The following is a 22019-nucleotide window of genomic DNA, read 5'->3' as shown; positions in this document are numbered from 1 at the left end:
GACGGTGACGAGTGATGTGCCTGATCAACGACGGAGCCACCAAAAGGTGACACAAGCTTTACCCACGGCGTGCTGATCGCCGGGTGGGTGACCAGCGCCGGCGTACCCGGGGGGTACGCCGGCGCTGCAGGGGAAGGGCTCAGCCGATGCCGTACGAGTCGGGTCCGAAGCCCCAGCGACCGTTGCCGGTACGCGGGTTGCGCGGGCCCGAGCGCCAGTCGGCCGGGTTTGCACCGGCCTTGACCTCGGCGCCGTCACTGACGCCGCCGCGGTCGGTGTCGCACTTCGTCGGGTCGGTCTTGGCGCGGCCGAACTTCTTGTTGGCCTTGCCCGTCAGCTCGACCTTGTCCTTGAGGCCGTCGCGGTCGGAGTCCTTCTTGGTCGGGTCCGTCCGCGTCTTGCCGATCATGAAGGTCTTGCCCTTCGAGCGGACCTTCTGCTTGACCTTCGTGCCGCGGACCTCGGCGCCGTCGGTCAGGCCGTCCTTGTCCGTGTCCTTGGACAGCGGGTCGGTGCGGACGATGATCGCCGTGCGGGCCTTCTTGCCGCAGACCTCGAAGCGCTGGCGGATGCGCACGCCCGTGACCTCGCGGCCGTCGGTGATGCGGTCGCCGTCGGTGTCGGGGTTGAGCGGGTCGGTGCCGTGCACGTTGACCTCGGCGCCGTCGGTGAGGCCGTCGGCGTCGGTGTCCGGCTTCAACGGGTCCGTCTTGGTCGTGGTGACCTCCTGGCCGTCGGTGAGCCCGTCGCCGTCGGTGTCCGGGTTGGTGGGGTTGGTGCCGAGGGCGCCCTCCTGCTGGTCGGGCAGCCCGTCGCCGTCGGCGTCACCGGGGGCGGCCACCACCGTGAAGGTGACGGTGTCCGCGGTGCTCGTGTTGCCGCTGGTGTCGGTCTGCACGGCCGAGACGGTGTGCGCACCCGGCTGGAGGACGACGGTCGAGGAGCACGACCACTGCCCGCCGACGCCGACGACCGCGGTGCACAGCTGGGTCGAGCCCTCGCTGACGGTCACGGTGGCGCCGGGCTCGCCCGTGCCGGAGATCTGCGGCGTCGTGTCCTGGACGGTGGCACCGGCAGCCGGCGCGGTGATGTCCGGTGCCGCCGGCGGCGCCGTGTCACCACCGCTCGGCGCGAGGGTGAAGGTCGTGGTGGCCTCCGCCTCGTTGCCCGCCTCGTCCGTCGCGGTGGCCGTGTAGGCGTTCGCGCCGGGCGGGAGCGGGACCGCCGGGGTGCAGGTCCAGGCACCGCTTGCGCCGACGGTGGTGGTGCAGACCTCGTCGCCGTCGGCGTCGGTGACCACGACGGTGGCGCCGTTCTCGCCGGTGCCGGTGAACGTCGGGGTGGTGTCCTCGATGGTCGAGCCGTCGGCGGGGGAGGCGATCGTCACGGCGGTGCCGGTGTCGACGGTGAACGTCACGGAGTCCTCGTCGGACTCGTTGCCGGCCTCGTCGGTGGCGGTCGCGGTGTAGGTGTTCTCCCCGTCGGGCAGGTCGGCGGTCGGGGTGCAGGACCAGCTGCCGGTGACCGGGTCGGCGTCGGTGGTGCAGACCTCGGTGCCCTGGTCGTCACGCACGGTGACGCTCGAGCCGGGCTCCGCGGTCCCGCTGAACTGCGGGGTCGCGTCGCCGGTGACGTCGTCCTGGGCCGGGGTCACGATCACCGGGGCGTCCGGCGCCTCGTCGTCCACGAGCACGACGGTGAACGTCGTGGTGGCGGCGTCGCTGTTGCCGGCCTCGTCGGTCGCCGTGGCCGTGACGGTGTGCGCCCCGGGCAGGAGCGGCACCGTCGGGGTGCAGCTCCAGGTCCCCGCGGTGACGGTGGCCGAGCAGACCGTGAGCCCGTTCTCGGTGACCTCGACCGTGGCGCCGTTCTCGCCGGTGCCACCGATCGTGGGGGTGACGTCCGCGGTGGTGGAGCCGGTGGCCGGGGTGGTGATCGTGACGGTGGTGTCGAGGTCGACGGTGAAGGTCACGTCGGTGCCGGCCGAGGTGTTGCCGGCCTCGTCGGTGGCGGTCGCGGTGTAGGTGTTCTCGCCCTCGGGCAGGTCGTCGGTCGGCGTGCAGGACCAGGCGCCGGTGGTGGCGTCCGCGACGTCGGTGCAGACCTCGTCGCCGTCGGCGTCGGTGACCACGACGCTCGAGCCGGGCTCGGCGGTGCCGGAGAACTCCGGCGTGGGGTCGTCGGTGACCTCATCCTGGGCCGGGGTCACGATCACCGGCGCGTCCGGCGCCTCCTCGTCCGGCGCCTCGACCGTGAACGTGGTGGCGGCGGTGTCGGTGTTGCCGGCCTCGTCGGTGGCGGTCGCGGTGTAGGTGGCCTCGCCCTCGGGGAGCTCGGTCGTGGGGGTGCAGGACCAGTTGCCGCCGGTGCCGACGGTGGTGGTGCAGACCTCGTCGCCGTCGGCGTCGGTGACCACGACCGTGGCGCCGTTCTCGCCGGTGCCGCTGAAGGTCGGCGTGGTGTCCTGGACCGTGGAGCCCGTGGCCGGGGTGGTGATCGTGACGGTGGTGTCGAGGTCGACGGTGAAGGTCACGTCGGTGTCGGCCGAGGTGTTGCCGGCCCCGTCGGTGGCGGTCGCGGTGTAGGTGTTCTCGCCCTCGGGCAGGTCGCCGGTCGGCGTGCAGGACCAGGCGCCGGTGGTGGCGTCAGCGACGTCGGTGCAGACCTCGTCGCCGTCGGCGTCGGTGACCACGACGGTCGAGCCGGGCTCGGCGGTGCCGGAGAACTCCGGGGTCGCGTCGTTGGTGACCTCGTCCTGGGCCGGGGTCTGGATCAGCGGCGCCGCGGGCGGGTTGGTGTCCTCGCCGTCCGGGTCGATGGTGAACGTGCTGCTGGCGGTGTCGGTGTTGCCGGCCTCGTCGGTGGCGGTCGCGGTGTAGGTGGCCTCGCCCTCGGGGAGCTCGGTCGTGGGGGTGCAGGACCAGTTGCCGCCGGTGCCGACGGTGGTGGTGCAGACCTCGTCGCCGTCGGCGTCGGTGACCACGACCGTGGCGCCGTTCTCACCGGTCCCGGAGAACTCCGGCGTGGTGTCGTTGGTGGTCGCGCCGTCGGCGGGCGTGGCGATCGTGACGGTGGTACCGAGGTCGACGGTGAACGTCACATCGGTGCCGGGCGAGGTGTCACCGCCCTCGTCGGTCGCCGTGGCGGTGTAGGTGTTCTCGCCCTCGGGCAGGTCGTCGGTCGGCGTGCAGGACCAGGCGCCCGTGGTGGCGTCAGCGACGTCGGTGCAGACCTCGTCGCCGTCGGCGTCGGTGACCACGACGGTCGAGCCGGGCTCGGCGGTGCCGGAGAACTCCGGGGTCGCGTCGTCGGTGACCTCGTCCTGGGCCGGGGTCACGATGACCGGCGCGTCCGGGACGGTGGTGTCGACGGTGAACGACTGGGTGTCGGCGGGGCCCTCGTTGCCGGCCGCGTCCGTCTGGGTGGCGGAGACCTGGTGCGGGCCGTCGTCCAGCGGCGTGCCGGGGGAGCACGACCAGTTGCCGCCGCCGCCGACGGTGGCGGTGCAGAGCTCGGTGCCGTCCTCGGTCACGGTGACGGTGGCGCCCGCCTCACCCGTGCCCGAGATCGTCGGGGTCGGGTCGTCGGTCGTGCTGCCCTCCGCAGGTTGCAGGATCGCCGGCGCGCCTGGTGCCACGTCGTCGATGTCCAGCGTGACGCTGTCGGTGGCGGTGTTGCCCGCCGGGTCGGTGGCGGTGGCGGTGTAGGGCTGGGAGCCCTGCTCCAGCGGCGCACCCGGGGTGCAGGTCCAGGAGCCGTTGGACTGCACGGTCGCCTGGCAGACGAAGTCTCCGCTCTGGTCGCGGACGACGACCGTGGAGCCCGCCTCGCCGGTGCCGGTGAAGGTGGGGGTGGAGTCGCTGGTGGGACCGGCGGTGGGGGTCACGATGTCGACCGTCGTCGCGGAGTCGCACTCGACGCCGTTGGTCGGGGCCTGCGCCTCCGCGTGCATCGAACCGAGCGCGAGGTTCACGTCGGCGAGAGGGGGACCGATGACCTGGAGCACGTCGAGGTCGACCCGGAGGAGGGCCTGGAGGTCCGCGACCCCCCGCGCGCCGGTGCTGGAGGTGGTCGGCTGGAAGCCGGTCACCGTGAGGTTGACCAGCGGACCGACCTGCGCCCCGAGGTTCACCGGCTGCCCGTTGAGCGGGATCGGGATCGTCGTCGTCCCGATGCGTGCCACGACCGTCGGCTGGTCGACGACGACGCCCTGTCCGGTCGTGCCGTCCGAGCGTGCCTCGACGACGACGTCGCCGGTGACGTCGAGGACCACGGAGCCGCCGAGGAGGGAGACGTCGCCGACCGTGGTCGCGACCCGCGAGACCATGTCGTCGCCGGGCACGTCGCCTGGGATGGCGCTGTTGGCGACCAGCTTGGTGGTGGTGCGGGTGGAGGAGGCGCCGACCTGTGCCGCAGCGCCCAGGAGCGGCAGGCTGGCGAGCGTCACGCCCGCCAGCGTCGTGCGCGAGTCGCTCATCACGCGCTCACCGCCCGAGGCGGGGACGCAGGCCAGCGGGTTGCTGGGGTAGCTGGCCTCGACGTCACCGGTGAGGGCGCCGACGGTGGCCACAGGGGCGAGGTTCACCCCGAGCAGCGAGCGCTGGTCGGGGTTGGTCGAGGGCGGGGCCACGGCCCGGGCCCGATCGACCGTCACGGGGAAGCCGGCGATGCTCGCGGCGACGTTGCTCGACTCGCCGACGGCGTTGCCGTTGGCCCGGGTCGAGCTCACGTCGGCGAGGCTCTGGCCGATCGTCGCGCCGGCGAGGCTGGCTCCGGCGAGGCTGGCCGTCAGCCCGACCAGGTCGCCACGGGCCGAGGCGTCGAACGGCGCCGGGAGCGGCGCGGCGGACGCCGGCGGCGCCGCGAGTGCCAGCGTCAGCGCGGACATCGGCAGCGCGAGCGCCGCGGTCGCGGCGACGACCCTGCGGATCGCGGCTGCGGGTCGACGGGTTCCTAGGTGCATCGGTACTTCCCCCTGAAGCGGTGTGCGTGTGTCGCGGACCACGAGAAATCCACCCAACGGTGACAAAAGATCTCACACGATCAACGACAGCAGTACGAAAAGGTGACACGAAGGTTTCCCACGGGGGTGAATCCGGGGGTGCGGGAGGTTCCCGCCGACGCGTGTCAGGCTGGGTGCATGACCTCCCTGGGCCCGTCACTGACCCCGCTCGAGGGCGGTCACTCCGGCCGGACGTTCCTCGGCGAGGTCGCCGGGCAGCGCGTGGTCGTGCGGCTCTACCCGCCCGACGACGCGCGCGGGGAGTCCGCACCCGAGGTGGACGAGGCCGTCCTCAGGCTGGTGCGCGGGCTGCTGCCGGTGCCCGAGGTGCTCGAGGTGAGCCGCGCCCACACGGGCAGCGACCGGCCCGGGCTCCTGGTGACGTCGTTCGAGGCGGGGGAGCGCGGCGACCTCGTCCACGCGCGGCTCGTCGCCGCGGGCGACGACGAGGGGCTGGTCCAGTGGGGACGGGCGCTCGGCACGGTCGCTGCGACGCTGGCCGGCATGCCCACGCTGCGACCGGGGCCCTTCGTCGACCGCGACCTGACGCTGGGGCGCTTCCCCGAGGGCGGCCTGGTCGAGTGGGTCGGCGCCCGCCTCGCCCACTGGCGGCCCGGACCGCGCGACGCGTTGTCCGCGGTGGCCGCCGCGGCGCAGGACCTGCTCGACGGAGTGGGTCGGTCGTGCCTCGTGCACAGCGACCTCAACCCCAAGAACGTGCTCGTCGACCCGGCGACGCTCGAGGTCACCGCGGTGCTCGACTGGGAGTTCGCGCACTCCGGCCACCCGTGGACCGACGTCGGCAACCTGGTGCGCCTCGAGCGGCACCCGGCGTACGTCGACGCCGTGCTGGCGGCCTGGTGCGCGCTGCGCGGCGGGGAGCCCGAGGAGCTCTTCGACGGCGCCCGCGCGGCAGACCTGTGGGCGCTCGTCGACCTCGCGGCGAGGGCGGGCGAGAACCCGGTCGCGGACCGTGCCGCGCACCTCCTGGCAGCCGTCGCCGACGCGGGCGACGTCCACGCCCGGCCGACCGGCTGGTGAGCGTGGGCTGAGCGTGCCTGCCGGTTGGACGTACGCCTGCGCGGGCGCGTACGCTTGGGTGTTGCGCCAGTCGTCCGCCCGGCTTCCATACCGAGCGTTCCCGGGCTCGCCGCGTCCGCGTCAGTGATCCGTCACCGACGAGGGGCAGTGAAACGGACCCCTCGCGCGCGTCCGCACGACTCCATCCATCCAAGGAATCACTTCCCATATGACGAGCACGCTCTCCACTCTTCCGGACTACGACGCCCCTCAGGTGGCCGTCAACGACATCGGGTCCGAAGAGGACTTCCTCGCCGCTATCGACGAGACCATCAAGTACTTCAACGACGGCGACATCGTCGACGGCACCATCGTCAAGGTGGACCGTGACGAGGTCCTCCTCGACATCGGCTACAAGACCGAGGGCGTCATCCCCTCGCGCGAGCTGTCGATCAAGCACGACGTCGACCCCAACGAGGTCGTTACCGTGGGCGACAAGGTCGAGGCCCTGGTCCTCCAGAAGGAGGACAAGGAAGGCCGTCTGATCCTGTCCAAGAAGCGGGCTCAGTACGAGCGTGCCTGGGGCACCATCGAGCAGGTCAAGGAGGAGGACGGCGTCGTCGAGGGCACCGTCATCGAGGTCGTCAAGGGCGGCCTCATCCTCGACATCGGCCTGCGCGGCTTCCTGCCGGCCTCGCTGGTGGAGATGCGTCGCGTCCGCGACCTGCAGCCCTACGTCGGCCAGACGCTCGAGGCGAAGATCATCGAGCTCGACAAGAACCGCAACAACGTGGTCCTGTCGCGTCGCGCCTGGCTCGAGCAGACCCAGTCCGAGGTCCGCCACGGCTTCCTGACCCAGCTCCAGAAGGGTCAGATCCGCAAGGGTGTCGTCTCCTCGATCGTCAACTTCGGTGCGTTCGTGGACCTGGGCGGCGTCGACGGCCTCGTCCACGTCTCCGAGCTCTCCTGGAAGCACATCGACCACCCGTCCGAGGTCGTCGCCGTGGGCGACGAGGTCACCGTCGAGGTCCTCGACGTCGACATGGACCGCGAGCGTGTCTCCCTGTCGCTGAAGGCGACCCAGGAGGACCCGTGGCAGCACTTCGCCCGCACCCACCAGATCGGTCAGATCGTCCCGGGCAAGGTCACCAAGCTGGTGCCGTTCGGTTCGTTCGTCCGCGTCGAGGAGGGCATCGAGGGCCTGGTGCACATCTCCGAGCTCGCCGAGCGTCACGTCGAGATCCCCGAGCAGGTCGTCCAGGTCAACGACGACGTCATGGTCAAGATCATCGACATCGACCTCGAGCGTCGCCGGATCTCGCTGTCGCTCAAGCAGGCCAACGAGACCGCCGCCGCCGCCGACGTGGAGGAGTTCGACCCCACGCTCTACGGCATGACCGCCACCTACGACGAGCAGGGCAACTACGTCTACCCCGAGGGCTTCGACCCCGAGACGGGCGAGTGGCTCGAGGGCTTCGACGAGCAGCGTGCGATCTGGGAGGACCAGTACGCCAAGGCGCACGCCCGCTGGGAGCAGCACGTCAAGCAGCAGGCCGACGCCAAGGTCGCCGAGGCCGAGGCCGGCGAGGCCACCTCGTACTCCTCCGGTGGCGACACCGAGGCCGAGGCCGGTGGCGACACCGGTGGCTCGCTGGCGTCCGACGAGGCGCTGCAGGCGCTCCGCGAGAAGCTGACCGGCGGCGCCAGCTGATCCGCTGATCCACCCGTAGCACCACGACGGCCCGCCGGGGACTCCCGGCGGGCCGTCGCGCGTCTCAGGGCGGGTCGGCTAGAACTGGCCCCATGACAGGCACCGGTACGTCCGCGCTCGTCCTCGGCGGCGGAGGCATCACGGGGATCGCGTGGGAGCTCGGCATCCTCGCCGGCCTCGCGGAGGCAGGGGTCGACCTCACCGGGGCCGACGTGGTCGTCGGCACCTCGGCCGGCTCGGTCGTCGGCGCGCAGGTCACCAACGGCCTGCCGCTCGCGGACCTCTACGCCGAGCAGCTCACGCCCCCGGACGCCGAGATCGGCGGCCGGCTCTCCCGCATCGCGGCCCTGCGGCTCGTCCCGCCGTACGCCCTGCCCGGCAGCGGGCGCGCGAAGCTCGCCCGGGTCGGGCGGGTGGCGGCAGCCGCCCACGCCCCGGGCTCGGTCGACCGCGAGGGCGTCATCCGGGCCCGGCTCCCGGTCCACGACTGGCCCGAGCGCGACCTGCGCATCACGGCGGTCGACACCGCGAGCGGTGAGTTCACCGTCTTCACCCGCGACTCCGGCGTCGACCTCGTCGCCGCCGTGGCCGCGAGCTGCGCCGTCCCCACGGTGTGGCCCCCCGTCGTGGTCGGCGGGCGCACCTACATGGACGGCGGCATGCGCTCGACCGCGAACGTCGACGTGGCGGCCGGGGCGGAGCGGGTCGTCGTCCTCGCTCCGCTCCCGCGCTCGGTCAGCAGGAAGGCCTCGATCCGCGCGCAGGTCGAGCGGGTGGGGCCACGGGCCTGGTCGGTCGTGACCCCGGACGCCGAGGCCCTCGCCGCGTTCGGCCGCAACCTGCTCGATCCCGCCAAGCGCGCGGCTGCCGCGGAGGCGGGCCTGCGCCAGTCGCGTGACCTCGCCGAGCAGGTCCGGGGCGTCTGGGAGGCCTGACCCCTCGCCCGGCTCCGCGAGCACCGCGGTCGTGCGCACGGCATCGCGGTGGGCGGCCGCCGTGGCGACCGCCCACCGACACCTGCGCGGGGTCAGCGCAGGACGCGGATCCACCACCGGACGGTGCGGACGTTGCCCGCCTCGTCGCGGACCTTCACCACGACGCGGTGCCGACCGGGGGAGAGCGTCCGCGACGTCGCCACGAGCAGGCCCTTGCGGGTCACCCGCACCTTCGCAGCCTTCGTGCCGCCGATCCGCACCGTGACGTCGGCGGCCTGCACGCGGTGGTGCGCGTCGCTGACGCGCGCCCTGATGCTGGGCGTACGGTCCTTCGTCGGCTTCGTGCCGCCCACGGGCTTCACGGTCGGCTTGCCACGGTCGACGGTCCAGGACCGCACCGCCGGGCTCGCGTCGATGTTGCCCGCCTTGTCGACCGCCCGGACCTTCAGCTCGTGCTCACCCTGGGCGAGCTGGGTGAACGTCGCCGGCGACGAGCACGCGGACCACGCGCCGCCGTCGAGGCTGCACTCGAAGGTGCTTCCGGCCTCGCTCGAGGTGAAGGTGAACGTGGCCGCCGGTCCCTTCGCCGCCCCGACCGGGCCACCGGTGATGGTGGTGTCCGGGGCGGTGGTGTCCCCGGGGCCGGGCGCCGCCTTGACGCTCACCGTCACGGTGCCCTTGCTCGGTGCCACGTCGTCGTTGCCGGCGTAGGCGGCGGTGAACGTGATCGAGCCGGGGTCGGTGAACGGCCCGACCGGGAAGGACGCGGTGCCGTCCTGGAGCGTCCGCGGCCCGTAGGTGGCCCCGCCGCCCGTCAGGGTGACCTCGCCGGTCGGTGTGGTGCCGTCGGCGATGACCTTCACCGCGACCGTCGAGCCCTGGCCCACGGTGACCTCCGACGGAGTGGCCGTCGCGGCGAGGGTCGAGGCGGCCGGGTCGACCGGCTCGTCGCCGGTGACCACGACCTCCACGGTGTCCGTGACCTCGTCGGTGCCGCCGTCGGTGCCCACCGTCACGGTCGCCTCGTACGTGCCGGGCTCGGCGTAGGTGTGCGACGCGTCGGCTCCGTCGCCGGTCTCGCCGTCACCGAAGTCCCACGCGTAGGTGAGTCCGGCGGTGCTGGGGTCGAGGTCGACGCACGCGATCCGCTTGGCCGGGTTGTCCGGGTCGTGGATCACGATCGCGACGGCCTTGGCGCCCGCGCGCTGGTCGCTGGTGACGACCACCTCGCCACTCGCCCCGGACGCGTCCGACGTGAACGGCAGCCAGATCTCGTTCGCCTCGGAGAACGGCAGGCCGGTGTCGAAGCGGAAGTGCGCCCCGCCGTTGCCGTCGGCGCACGACTGCTCGTGGACGTGGACCATGTGCTCCGCGCCCGGCTTGAGCCCCGTCACGTCGAGCGAGGTGACGGTCTCTCCGCGCGAGCGCACCATCGAGGCGCTGCCCGTGATGTCGGGGTAGGTCGCGGTCCCGTCGGCGAACGCCGAGAACTCGCCGCCGGTCGTGACGTGCGTGGAGAAGTCCACGTCGAGCGGTGCGTCGCCGGTGCTCGGTGTCGCGGTCGCCTCGATCTCCGGCAGCGCGTCGACGTTGATCTCGACGCTGTCGCTGCCCTCGTTCCCCTCGGGGTCGGTGACGGTGAGGGTCGCGGTGTAGCTGCCCGCCGCCGTGTACACGTGGCTCAGCGGCGGCTTCGGACCCGTGTAGGTGGACCCGTCACCGAAGTCCCACGAGTAGGAGAGGGAGCCCGACTGGTCGTCGACCGCACTGATGTCGAACGCGACGCGCAGCGGCGCGGACCCGCTGGTCGGGGTCGCCTCGATGCTGACGCGTGGTGCCTCGCCCGTGACGACGATCTCGAACTCGTCCTCGTAGACGCCGCCCTTGCCGTCGCTGACCGTGAGGGTCGCCGTGTAGGTGCTCGGGTCGGCGTACGTCACGTGGGCGTGCGACTCCGTCGAGGTGTCGCCCGGCAGATCGCTCTGGCCGAAGTCCCACAGGTAGGTCAGCTGGTCGCCGTCCGGGTCCTGGGCACGTGCCTCGAAGTGGACGTACATCGGCGCGGCGCCCAGGCGCGGCGAGACGTACGGGTCCGCGGTCGGCGGCCTGTTCTCCGCGGCCGGCTCCTCGACGACCACGGTGCCGCGCATGGTGGCGCCGTGGATGCTGCACCAGTACTCGTAGGTGCCGGGCTTGGTGAACTGGTAGCGGATCGGGTCGCCGTTGGGGCCCCGGTACTCCTGGAGCTTGGGGTCCCAGACGTCCTCGGTGTCGAGCGACGTCAGGTCGTGGCCCATCGTCGCCCGGTCGAACTGCCACTCGACGATGTCGCCCACCTCGATGGTGACGGTCGAGGTGCCGTTCTCCTCCGACACCCACTGGTTGCTGGTGGCGGTGTCGACGGCGTCGACGACGTGCACGGCACCGGCGGCCGCCTCCTCCACGACGACCTCGACGGTGTCCTCGGCCGTCTCGCCGTCCGCGTCGGTCACGGTGACCGCCGCGGTGTAGGTCCCCGGCTGGGTGTAGGTCCACGAGGCGTCCGCGGTGTCGGCGGTGTCGTCCTGGGTGCCCCCGACGCCGAAGTCCCAGGCGTACTCGAGGTCCCCGCCGTCGGGGTCGTCGCCGTCGGCGCTGAAGTCGACGGGCAGGGGCGCGGTGCCCGAGGTCGGGTCGGCCGTCGCCGTCACGGTCGGGGCCTCGCCCTGCTGCTGGCCGGACCAGCGGAAGAAGTCGAAGTCCGCGACCGGGTCGCCGGAGGCCCCGCCCTTGAGCGCCATCACGCCGACACGCGGGTTGGTGATGCCCGCGAGTGTGCGGGGGTCACCCACCTGGACGAACTCGTCACCGTCGGTCGAGTAGGAGCCGCGCAGCTGGGTGCCGTCGGAGGTGAACCGCAGCCAGAACGTGGAGGGGAAGTCGCCGGGCAGGAAGGGCCCGTCGAAGCTGCCGCCGCCGGTGTTCCAGTTGCCGCTGAAGTCGAACTGGTCGTTGCTCGGCGTCGACGACTTGAGGAACTCGATCCACTCGTTGTCGTTGCCCTTGTCGACGAACGTCATCTTGGCGAAGCCGGAGCCGCCGCTGCCAGCGACCACGAGACCGGCCTGCTGGCCCGCCTCGGTCGGGTCCCACGTGAGCTTCGTCGTCGCGGTCCACGCGCCGTCCGGGGCCTCCTGCGTGATGAGGTTGTTGGTGTCGTTGTACTCACCGGGCCGCGCCGTCAGGTGCAGGGCGCCGTCGGACACGTCGTACGCGGTCTCGTCGGGACGCCGCACGGTCCAGTGGCAGTTGTCGAGGAGCTCGGCGTCGTCGAACTCGTCGGAGCGCTCAGGCTGCTCGCACGGCGGTGCCGGCTCCTCGGCCTTGACCCCGGAGACCGCGAAGACGTGGAGCTTCGGGTTGGCCGGGAGCGTGAGGGTGTCGGGTTGCTTGCCCGCCTCGAGCGCGATCCGCTGGGTGAAGATCATGACCCGCGGCGAGGTGTCGCCGCCGCCGTTGTGGCGGTAGGGCATGTCGATCGCGATCTCCTCGCCGAACTTCGGCGTGACGGCCCAGTCGGTGTAGCGCAGCGGCACCTGGGCGGTCGTGCCGTCGTTGTAGGCGAGGGTGGCGTTCTCCTGGACGTCGCCGTTGTGGGCCGTCGCCAGGACGCTGAGCTCGTCGTAGGTGCCGGTGGGCAGGGTGATCACCTGGCCGTCGGCCTCGACGTTGTTGAGTGCGCCGTCGGCGGGGCTGCCGAAGTCGTAGTCGACGTCGTTGATCCGCACCGGGCCGCCGTCGGGCAGCGCGGCCTGGGGGAGCAGCTCGGCGGCGAAGGTCCAGCCGCCGCCGTCGAAGTTGCCGTCGCCGGGGTTGGCGTCGGTCGAGATGCCGTCGTTGTTGAACAGCTCCGACAGGTCGGCGACCGGGCGGCACTCGCCGTCGGCGAGGACCTCGATGCGTACGGAGCTGGTGCCCGTGTTGCCGTCGGGGTCGGTGGCGGTGACGGTGGCGGTGTACTCGCCGGCCGCCGTGTAGGTCCAGGTGGGCGACTGCTCGGTCGAGGTGTCGTCGTCCGTGCCGTCGACCCCGAAGTCCCACTGCCACGAGACCGTCTGGTCCTGCGGGTCGGTCGCGGAGGCGTCGAACCCGACCTCGAGCGGGAGCACCCCGCAGCGCGGGGCGGCGGTCGCGGTCGCGACCGGGTCGACCAGGACGGTGATCTCCTCGGTCTCGCGGGTGGCGCCGCGGTTGCCCTCGGCGTCGACGGGGGTCACGGACGCGGTGAAGGTGCCGCCCTCGGTGTAGGTGTGCGACACCTCGCCCCCACCGGTGACCGGGTCGGAGCCGTCGCCGAAGTCCCACTCGAAGGTGATGTCGTCACCCTGGCGGTCCACGCCCTCGGCGGTGAAGTCGACGACGAGCGGAGCGCCGCCGCGCACGGGGTCCGCCGTGAGTGAGTCGATGAACGGCTCGGCCACGTCGAGGTCCTTGACCTGGATGTTGCGGAACGTCACGGAGTCGTTGGCCCCGTGGTTCTGCAGACCGATGTAGCCCTCGGTGCCACGCGAGCCGTCGGAGGTGTACTCGTTCACCACGACGCCGTTCAGCGTCATCGTGTAGGTCTGGCCGACGACGGTGATCTCGTAGTCGTTCCACTCGCCGATCGGCTTGGCGGCGCGCTCGTCCTCACGGTCGAAGTTGTAGACCGAGCCCGTCTTCTGGGGCTCGTCGTTGGGCTGGCCCTCCTTGATCTGGATCTCGTGGCCCTGGTTGATCGCGACGTTGGGGTCGGTCCCGGGGTCGGGGAAGCGGGCGAACACACCGGAGTTGTCACCCTCGTCGGACAGCTTGAACTGGAGCTTGAGGGTGAAGTCGGCGAAGTCACGCTGGTCGTACCAGAGCATCCCCAGCCCGCCGACGCTGGTGATGGCGCAGTTCTCGACCGTGAAGCCGCCGGGGCCGGCCTGCGTCCAGTCGCTCAGGTCGGTGCCGTCGAAGAGCAGCTCGAAGCCGGCGTCCGGCGTCGGTGCGGTGGCGCAGGGCTGCCGCACGGTGACCTCGACGGCCTGGCTGGTCTTCTTGCCCGTCGAGTCCTCGACGGTCACGGTCGCGGTGTAGACGCCGGGCTCGGGGTAGGTCCACGTGGCCGTCGCCGTGTCGGCGGTGTCGTCGTCGGTGCCGTCGACGCCGAAGTCCCAGGCGTAGGTGATCGCGTCACCGTCCGGGTCCTCGGCCTCGACCGCGAAGTCGACCTCGAGCGGCGCGAGCCCGTCGGCGGGGGTGGCGGTGGCGGACGTGATCACCGGCGAGGTGTTCGCGGCCACGCCGGTGCCCTCGACGCTGAACTCGTCGAAGTTCATCTCGCCGGCGCCGTTGTAGACGAAGTAGAGCGGACGACCGCCGGCGTCGGCGTCGCGTGCGGTGACGGCACCTCTGACGGTCTTGTAGAAGTACTGGCCCTGGGTGCCGCCGTCGAGCGGGACGGTCGCGACGACCGGGCCGTCGGCCGCGCCGGCACGCACCTGGATGCTTGCGCCGGACTGCGGACCGCCGGAGTAGCGCACCGACACGTGCGTCATGTTGACCAGGCTCATCGGGTCGAACATCACCCAGTCGCCGTTGCCCATGCCGGTGATCAGCCCGCCGCCGCCGGGGCGGGTGCCGGACTTGTCGTCGTAGCCGGTGTAGCCGACGCCCTGCCGGTTGGTGGCGTGCTCGGCCTGGCGCAGCTTGGGCTGCAGGATGACCGTGTCGCTGCCCTGGAGGGAGGCGTTGGCGCCGTCGTTGGCGCCGCCGTCGCGGTAGGTCGCGATGAGCACGCCGTAGGTGTTGGCGTCGGGCCCGTGGTCGGCCGAGGCGGCCGTGCGGATCGTGCCCTCGCAGCCGTTGACCGACAGGTTGGGGTGGACGTGGAGGTCGTGTCCGAGGCCCTCCTGCACCACGACCTCGTCGCAGTCGACGGTCTCCTCCGCGTCCTCGACGTTGACCACGAAGGGGATGTCGTCGCCGGAGGAGTAGAAGCCGCCGTCGGCCGGGAGCTCGATCTCGACGGTCGGCGCGGTGTTGCCGACCGTGATGCGCACCTGCGCGGTCGCGGACTTGCCGGTCGCGTCGGTGACGGTCAGTAGGACCGTGTAGTCGCCCACGGAGTCATAGGTCCAGGTGGGGTCGGCCTCGGTGGAGTCGGTCTCCCCGTCGCCGTCGAGGTCCCACGCGTAGGTGACGTCGTCGCCGTCGGGGTCGGTCGTGCCGTCGCTGCTGAACCGGACGGCGAGCGGGGCGTCGCCCTCGGTCACGTCCGCGGCGGCCTTGGCCACCGGCGCGGAGCCGTTGATGGCGTAGTCGATGCGGACGAGCTTGGTCTGGGGGGAGCCCGAGAAGAAGCCGGTGCCGTACTCGAGGACGTACATCGAGCCGTCCGGGCCGAACTCGAGGTCGCCGGGGGCGACGAAGCCGCTCATGAAGTCGTTGATCGACTCGATGGTGCCGTCGGCGCCCATCCGGACTTCCTTGATCCAGCCGCGGCTCATCTCCGACATGAAGTAGGAGCCCTCGTAGTGGGCGGGGAACGCGGTGTCCTTGGCCGCGGTGTTCTGCGACTGTCGGTAGACCTGCCCGCCGGTGGGGGTGGCGCCCTGCACCGCGGGGTACTTGTAGGGCGCGACGTCGGAGTAGGGGATCCAGGCGTCGGTCATCGGCGGCAGCGTCTGCAGGCCCGTGCTGTTGGGGGAGTCGTTGACGCCCGCCATCTCCTCCGGGTCGTTGCACGGGAACCGCTTGGGCGACCCGTCGCTGTTGGTGCGGAAGCGGTTGGCCACGAAGTCCCAGTCGACGTAGGCGCCGCCGAAGTCCATCTTGGTCAGGTCGTCGCCGACCTCGCCGCCGCAGTAGGGCCAGCCGCCGTTCATCGCGACGTCGGTGCGGTTGAACTCCTCGAAGTGCCGCGGGCCGCGGTTGGGGCTGTTGACGCGCGAGTCCGGGCCGACCTCGCCCCAGTAGAGGACGTCGGTGTCGGCGTCGACCCCGAGGCGGTAGGGGTTGCGCAGGCCCATCACGTAGATCTCCGGGCGCGTCTTCGCCGGGTCGGCGTCGGGGTAGAGCGCGTCGGCGTACGCCCCGCCCTCGCCGAACAGGTTGCCTCCGGGGATGTCGTAGGAGATGCCGTCACCGGCGGTCGGGTCGACGTCGCCCGCGTCGTCGTTGCGCGGGATGACGCGCAGGATCTTGCCGCGCAGGTCGTTGGTGTTGGCCGACGACTTCTGGGCGTCGTAGTCCGAGCGCCCGGGGCGCTCGTCGTGGGGGGAGTAGCCGTCGTTGTCGGAGGACGAGGTGTTGTCGCCGGTCGCGAGGTGCAGGACGCCGCCGTCGCCGAACTGAAGGGAGCCAGCGGAGTGGCAGCACACGTTGCGCTGGGTGCCGACCTCGAGGATGACCTTCTCCGACGACTTCGCGATCGAGGTCTCACCCCCGTCGGTCTCGACCGTGAGGCGTGAGAGGCGGTTGGCGTCGTGCGAGGCCGGCAGCGGGGCGTAGTAGACGTAGATCCAGCCGTTCGTGGCGAACTCCGGGTCGAGCGTGATGCCGAGGCCACCGTCCTCGAGGCCGCTCCACACCCCCAGGCTCGGGTTGTTCATGATGATCTCGATGCTGCCGTCGGCGGGGTCGTACATCGAGATGTCGCCGGCGCGGGTGATGAAGAAGACCCGGCCGTCGTCGGCGACGGTCAGCTCCATGACCTCGCCGAGCCCCGTGCCCTGCCCGAGCACGACCTTCTGGAACTTGGAGAGGTCGGGCGCGTCGGCCGCTGCCGCGGCAGCCTTCGCCTGCTTCTTCGGCGTCCTCGACGTCGCGTCGGGGGCCACCTCCTTCCCCGCGACCGCGTCGGGGGCGACGCGGTCGGGCACCGCCGCCACGACGGGCGCCGCCAGCCCGAGCGCCAGCGCGAGGCCGGTCACCAGGGCGAGGAGGGGGACGAACAGCTGACGGGACCGCAGGTGCATGGGGGCGCGCCTTCCACAACCGAGTTTGAGTGGGCACACAGGCGTGCGGTTCCTGTGACGGGGCTCACGCTAGGCGTGACTTTTGTGTGACGTCAAGCAAAAGTCGACGTCCACATGTCAGAACGGCGGATCAGCCCGGGTCGGCGGTCAGCGCGTCCCGACGGACCTTCCCCGTGGCCGTGAGAGGCAACTCGTCGAGGTGGATGTAGGACTTGGGCCGCTTGGCCGGGGAGAGCACCCGGCGGGCGTGCGCCTCCAGCGCGACGACGGGCGCCCCGCCCACGACCGCCGCGCAGACCCGTTGGCCCCAGCGCTCGTCCGGGACTCCGAACACTGCGACGTCCTCGACGCCGGGCACCTCCCGCAGGGCGTTCTCGACCTCGAGCGGGTAGACGTTGACGCCGCCGGAGATGATCAGGTCCGTGCGCCGCCCGTCGAGGAAGAGGTAGCCGTCCTCGTCGATGCGACCGACGTCGCCCACGGTGAACGCCGGACCGCTGGTGGTGTCGCGCCAGGCTGCCGCGGTCTGCTCGGGCGCGCCGAGGTAGGTGAACCGGGCGTGGCGGGGGACCGCGCACCAGATCCGTCCGTCCGGGTCGGTGCTGAGCGTACGTCCCGGGCGGGCCCGGCCGACCGTGCCGCGGCGATCGAGCCACTCCTCGGAGCGGCACGCGGTGAACTGGCCCTCGGTCGAGCCGTAGAACTCCCACGTCGACCCGGCCGGGAACAGGTCCACGAGGCGCTCCTTGACCGACGGCGGGCACGGCGCCCCGGCGTGCGCGACGAGCCGGAAGGACGACAGGTCGGGAGCGCCGACGTCGTCCCAGTGGGCGAAGAGGCGCCCGAGGTGGGTCGGCACGCAGAACATCGTCGTCGGCCTCTCGGCCGCGATCGCACGCGTGACGGTCGCGGGGTCGAACTTCCCGGGCACGACGATCCGGCCCCCCGCGAGCAGGGTGCCCATGGCGAAGCGCAGCGGCGCCGAGTGGTGGAGCGGGCTCAGCACCAGGTGGACGTCGTCGGCCGCGAACCCCCACAGGTCGCGCTCCTCGGCGACGAGCGCGGCGGCGTCGTCCTCCGGCAGCAGGCCCGACCAGACGCCCTTGGGGGTGCCGGTCGTGCCGCTCGTGCAGTGCACCGGACGCCCCAGGGGCAGTCCGCGTGCGCGACCTCGTCGGGTCCTCAGCAGGGACTCGACGTGGTCCTGGTCGGTGACGACCAGGTCGGGGGCGACGGGGGCCAGGATGCGGACCCGCTCCGCCTGCGTGAGTCCGGGGTCGAGCGGCACCGGGAACACGCCGTCGGCCAGCAGGCCCAGCACCAGGTCGACGTACGACCGCGAGCCCGGCACGAGCAGCGCGACGCGGGATCCGGGGCGGAGGTCGACGTCCGTGCGGGCGGGCATGCCCGGCATTGTGCCGGGCGCGCCCGCCGGCGCTCAGGCGCGGGGGACGAGGTGCAGGCGCTCCTCCACCGGGCCCAGCTCGTCGAGGGGGTGGGCGGTGGACGCGTGGCCGGCGAAGCGGTCGTGGCGGGCGTAGCTGACCAGCAGCGAGGCGAGGGCGGTCAAGACCAGGATGAGGAGGATGGTGTTCATGGCAGTAATCATTCGCTCATCTGGTTCCTGCCACCAGTGGCAGGAATGCCAGTATCCATTGATTTACTGCCACCTCTCGTGCAGGCTGTCCCCATGAAGAAGGTCGCGGTCGTCGTCCAGGAGCAGCCGGAGCCGTTCGGGCTCGGCGCGTTGTGCGAGGTGTGGGCCGAGCCCTACCACCCCGAGGACGACAACCCGGTCTTCGACTTCACGGTCGTCACGCCCACGCCGGGACGGCTGCGCACCCGCGCCGGGTTCGACCTCGTCGTCGAGCACGGGCTCGAGGCGGCGGCCGACGCCGACCTGGTCTGCCTGGCCCCGAAGAGCAACCACCTCCACACGCCGCCGGAGGTCGTCGAGCTCCTCCGGGCCACCCACGAGCGCGGCGCGATGCTCTTCGCCCACTGCTCGGCCACCTTCATGATCGCCGACGCCGGACTCCTCGACGGGCGGCGCTGCACGACGCACTGGCGCTACGCGACCGAGCTCGCCGAGCGCTACCCCGAGGCGATCGTCGACCGCGACGTCCTCTACGTCCAGGACGGGACCATCGTGACCGGCGCCGGCTCGGCCGCAGCCCTCGACGCCGCGCTGCACGTGATGCGCCAGCAGTTCGGCGCCAAGGTGGCCGCGACCACCGCCCGGCGGATGGTCGTCCCGCCGCACCGCGACGGCGGCCAGGCCCAGTTCATCGCACGACCTGTCCCGGTCTGCGAGTCTGAGGCGCTGGCGCCGCTGCTGGCCTGGATCAGCGCCAACCTCGCCGAGGAGCTCGACGTCGAGACCCTGGCCCGCCACATGCACATGTCGGCGCGCACGTTTGCGCGCCGGTTCAAGGAGGAGACCGGGACGACCCCCTACAGCTGGATCCTCGGCGAGCGCGTCCGCGCGGCGCAGGAGCTCCTCGAGCAGACCGACCACTCGATCGACTGGGTGGCGGCCGAGGTCGGCTTCGGCAACGCCGCGACCCTGCGCCACCACTTCGGCCGCTCGCGCGGGGTCAGCCCCCAGGAGTACCGGCGCACGTTCCGCGCCCCGGCCGTGGTCCCCGCCTGATCCGGTCCCCGTCCCCCTCGGGAGGCGTCAGTACGGCGTGCCGAGCTGGTCGCTCGCCAGGGCGCGGTAGGCGTCGACGAACGCGAGGAAGGCCTCGCGGTCGACGGCACCACGGGGGCGTGGACCCCAGGTGACCCGGTCGGTGGCGACGGAGACGGTCTCGAGTCGTGCGGGCATGACCTGGTACCACGACCAGTTCGCTCCCTCGCGCCGCACGCCGGCCGACGTCCCGCGGGGCGAGTCGACGACGGTGCGGGTCTCGTCCTGCGCCGGGGGCAGCGCGTCGAGGTCGTAGAGGCGGCGCGTGGCGAACACGGTCGCCGCGGCGCGGAGCGTACGCCCGTCGACCGCCGCGTAGGAGCAGCTCGGTGCCTGTCCGCGGTAGGCCGAGCCGAAGGCGTACGCGACCTCGCCGATGACGTCGGTGACCGCGGTCGACGTCGCTGGAGGGCACTGTGCGGGCAGCTGCACGGCCTCGCTCGCCACCCCGGCGGACGCGTTGGCGATGAGGGTGATCATGACCGCCAGGTAGTCGCTGGACGTGACCTCCTCGGGGCCGTTGGTGAGCGCCGTGATCCCCATCTCGTACGCGACGCCGTCCTCGAGCGCGTAGAGGCTGGTGCCGCCGAGGTTCTGGGAGAAGAAGGCCTCGTCGGCGAGGTTGGGCACGTCCACGCGCTTCTGCGCCGACAGCCTCGCCACCCGCTCCAGGACCTTGTCCCCGCCCTGGGGGATCTTCTGCGGCCGGGTGAACCGCTTGATCGCCGGCCACGCCCCCTGGGCGGTCGAGTAGCTGAAGGAGAACAGCGAGAAGGGGCCGGACTCGACCGTGCAGGTGAACATCGAGCCCGACCAGCCGCCGAGGCGGCGGTCCTCGGTCACCGAGCGGCGCAGGTCCTTGCGGATGAAGCGCCGGTAGTCGCTGGGGGCCAGCAGGTCGCACACGCCCACCCCGGCCGCCGCGGCCCCGTCCCCGTCGGCCCCGTCCCCGTCGGTGGGGTCCCCGTCGGTGGCGTCCTCGTCGGGGGCCGGCTCCGTCGTGGTGGACGTCGAGGCCGTGCCGGCGCCCGCCCCGGGAGCAGGCTCCTCGCCCGACGAGCAGCCGGTCGCGACGAGGCAGGCTGCGAGGAGTCCGACGAGGGGTGTCAGGCGCATGACCGGCTCGTTCCCCGGCGGCGTCGGGGCCAAACGGGGCAGGCGCCCAGCGGCGTACCACGAGGAGAACGGCCGCGCCGGTCGCGGGCCGCGACCTCTAGGCTGGAGCCCGTGAACGCGACCCCGCTGGCCGACCTGTCCGCCGACGACCTCGCCACCCTGCTCGACGAGCAGCGCGCGGCCTACGAGGAGCTCAAGACCCGCGGACTGAAGCTCGACCTGACGCGCGGCAAGCCCTCGGCCCAGCAGCTCGACCTCGCCGACGACCTGCTGCGGCTCCCGACGAGCACCCGGGACTCGAAGGGCGTCGACGTGCGCAACTACGGCGGGCTCGAGGGCCTCGCCGACCTGCGCGAGATGTTCGCCGAGCTGCTGTGGGTCGACCCCGAGCAGGTCGTGGCCGGCGGCAGCTCCAGCCTGACGATGATGCGCGACTGCCTGTTCTACCTGACCCTCTTCGGCGCGGTGGACTCCGAGCGCCCGTGGGGCCAGGAGGAGAAGGTCCGCTTCGTCTGCCCGGTGCCGGGCTACGACCGCCACTTCACGCTGCTGGAGAGCCTCGGCATCGAGATGGTGACCGTGCCGATGCACGAGGACGGCCCGGACGTCGATGCCGTGACCGCGCTGGTCGCCGACGACCCGAGCATCAAGGGCATGTGGATCGTCCCGACCTACGCGAACCCGTCCGGCTCGATCGTCAGCCAGGACGTCGCGGCCCGTCTCGCGGCGATGCCGACGGCGGCCCCCGACTTCAAGATCTTCTGGGACAACGCCTACGCGCTGCACCACCTCACCGAGGACGAGGCCAAGAGCGCCGACATCCTCACCCTGGCCTCCGCGGCGGGCCACCCGCACCGGCCGATCATGTTCGCCTCGACGTCGAAGATCACGTTCGCCGGAGCGGGGGTCGCCTTCCTGGCGGCGTCGACCGACAACGTGGCGTGGTACCTCGGCCACCTCGGCAACGGCTCGATCGGGCCCGACAAGGTCAACCACCTGCGCCACGTGGAGTTCTTCGGTGACGCCCAGGGCGTGCGCGACCACATGGCGAGGCACCGCGAGATCATCGCGCCGAAGTTCGCCGAGGTGGACCGCGTCCTCACCGAGCGGCTCGGTGGTCGCGGCGTCGCGACGTGGAACACGCCGACCGGTGGCTACTTCGTGAACCTCGACGTCGTGCCGGGCACGGCGTCGCGCGTCGTGGAGCTGGCCAAGGCGGTCGGCGTTGCGCTGACCCCGGCCGGCTCGTCCTTCCCCTACAGGCAGGACCCGGAGGACACCAACATCCGGCTCGCTCCCACGATGCCTCCGGTCGAGGAGGTCACCGCGGCGATGGACGCCGTCGCGACGTGCGTGCTGCTGGCGGCCGCCGAGAAGGCGGCCGGCGCCTGAGTCGCGGGCCCGGCCCCGAAGAGGCTTCGAAGCCGTGCCTCGGGGCCGTGCCTGAGGGCTAGGTGTAGTTCCCACAGAGGTTGTGAACGAGAAGTTGTAGACGAGTAGCGAGGACCTCCAGTACGGAGGGGGTTACCACACCAACCCACCTACTGGAGGTCCTCGTGAC

Annotated in this window: 10 protein-coding genes; 5 read left to right on the top strand and 5 right to left on the bottom strand. The window is 72.0% G+C overall.

Features of this window, described 5'->3' with window-relative positions:
- Nucleotides 1-139: 139 nt before the first annotated feature.
- Nucleotides 140-4963 (bottom strand): Ig-like domain-containing protein, encoded by a 4824-nt coding sequence (locus F4692_RS19300; RefSeq protein WP_179621368.1) that lies wholly within the window; start codon nt 4961-4963, stop codon nt 140-142.
- Between the two features lie 177 nt (nt 4964-5140).
- Here F4692_RS19300 and F4692_RS19295 point away from each other — a divergent pair, with 177 nt between their 5' ends.
- The 3 genes from F4692_RS19295 to F4692_RS19285 all read left to right on the top strand — a co-directional run bounded on the left by F4692_RS19295 (nt 5141) and on the right by F4692_RS19285 (nt 8668).
- Complete coding sequence (locus F4692_RS19295) at nt 5141-6043, top strand: phosphotransferase family protein (protein ID WP_179621367.1); 903 nt, start codon at nt 5141-5143, stop codon at nt 6041-6043.
- A 208-nt stretch (nt 6044-6251) separates the two neighbouring features.
- Nucleotides 6252-7733 (top strand): 30S ribosomal protein S1, encoded by a 1482-nt coding sequence (gene rpsA / locus F4692_RS19290; protein ID WP_179621366.1) that lies wholly within the window; start codon nt 6252-6254, stop codon nt 7731-7733.
- Between the two features lie 92 nt (nt 7734-7825).
- Nucleotides 7826-8668, top strand: coding sequence for a patatin-like phospholipase family protein (locus F4692_RS19285; protein WP_179621365.1), 843 nt, complete (start codon nt 7826-7828; stop codon nt 8666-8668).
- A 92-nt stretch (nt 8669-8760) separates the two neighbouring features.
- Here the strand turns inward: F4692_RS19285 and F4692_RS21420 are convergent, their stop codons facing one another.
- From F4692_RS21420 to F4692_RS19235, 3 genes are all read right to left on the bottom strand, one after another.
- Nucleotides 8761-16650, bottom strand: a complete 7890-nt coding sequence (locus F4692_RS21420; protein WP_306457442.1) for a PKD domain-containing protein — start codon at nt 16648-16650, stop codon at nt 8761-8763.
- Nucleotides 16651-16780: 130 nt separating this feature from the next.
- The gene (locus F4692_RS19240) at nt 16781-18055 is read right to left on the bottom strand and encodes a class I adenylate-forming enzyme family protein (RefSeq protein ID WP_179621364.1); all 1275 of its coding nucleotides are present in this window, start codon (nt 18053-18055) and stop codon (nt 16781-16783) included.
- 33 nt (nt 18056-18088) lie between these two features.
- Nucleotides 18089-18247 (bottom strand): hypothetical protein, encoded by a 159-nt coding sequence (locus tag F4692_RS19235; RefSeq protein WP_179621363.1) that lies wholly within the window; start codon nt 18245-18247, stop codon nt 18089-18091.
- A 93-nt stretch (nt 18248-18340) separates the two neighbouring features.
- Here F4692_RS19235 and F4692_RS19230 point away from each other — a divergent pair, with 93 nt between their 5' ends.
- Nucleotides 18341-19303 carry a GlxA family transcriptional regulator gene (locus tag F4692_RS19230; RefSeq protein WP_179621362.1) on the top strand — a complete coding sequence of 321 codons (963 nt, stop codon included), beginning with the start codon at nt 18341-18343 and terminating at the stop codon, nt 19301-19303.
- 27 nt (nt 19304-19330) lie between these two features.
- Here F4692_RS19230 and F4692_RS19225 read toward each other — a convergent pair whose 3' ends face one another.
- Entirely contained in the window at nt 19331-20458 is a 1128-nt protein-coding gene (locus F4692_RS19225; protein ID WP_179621361.1) for a hypothetical protein, read from the bottom strand.
- A 111-nt stretch (nt 20459-20569) separates the two neighbouring features.
- On the opposite strand from F4692_RS19225, the gene F4692_RS19220 reads away from it, so the two are divergent.
- On the top strand, nt 20570-21850 hold the full coding sequence (locus tag F4692_RS19220; RefSeq protein WP_179621360.1) for an aspartate aminotransferase type Ic: 1281 nt from the start codon (nt 20570-20572) through the stop codon (nt 21848-21850).
- Nucleotides 21851-22019 lie beyond the last annotated feature (169 nt).

Origin of the sequence: Nocardioides cavernae (genome assembly GCF_013410035.1) — a bacterium.
Taxonomy (GTDB): Bacteria; Actinomycetota; Actinomycetes; order Propionibacteriales; family Nocardioidaceae; genus Nocardioides; species Nocardioides cavernae_A.
This window is presented reverse-complemented; position numbering and strand designations above follow the sequence as displayed.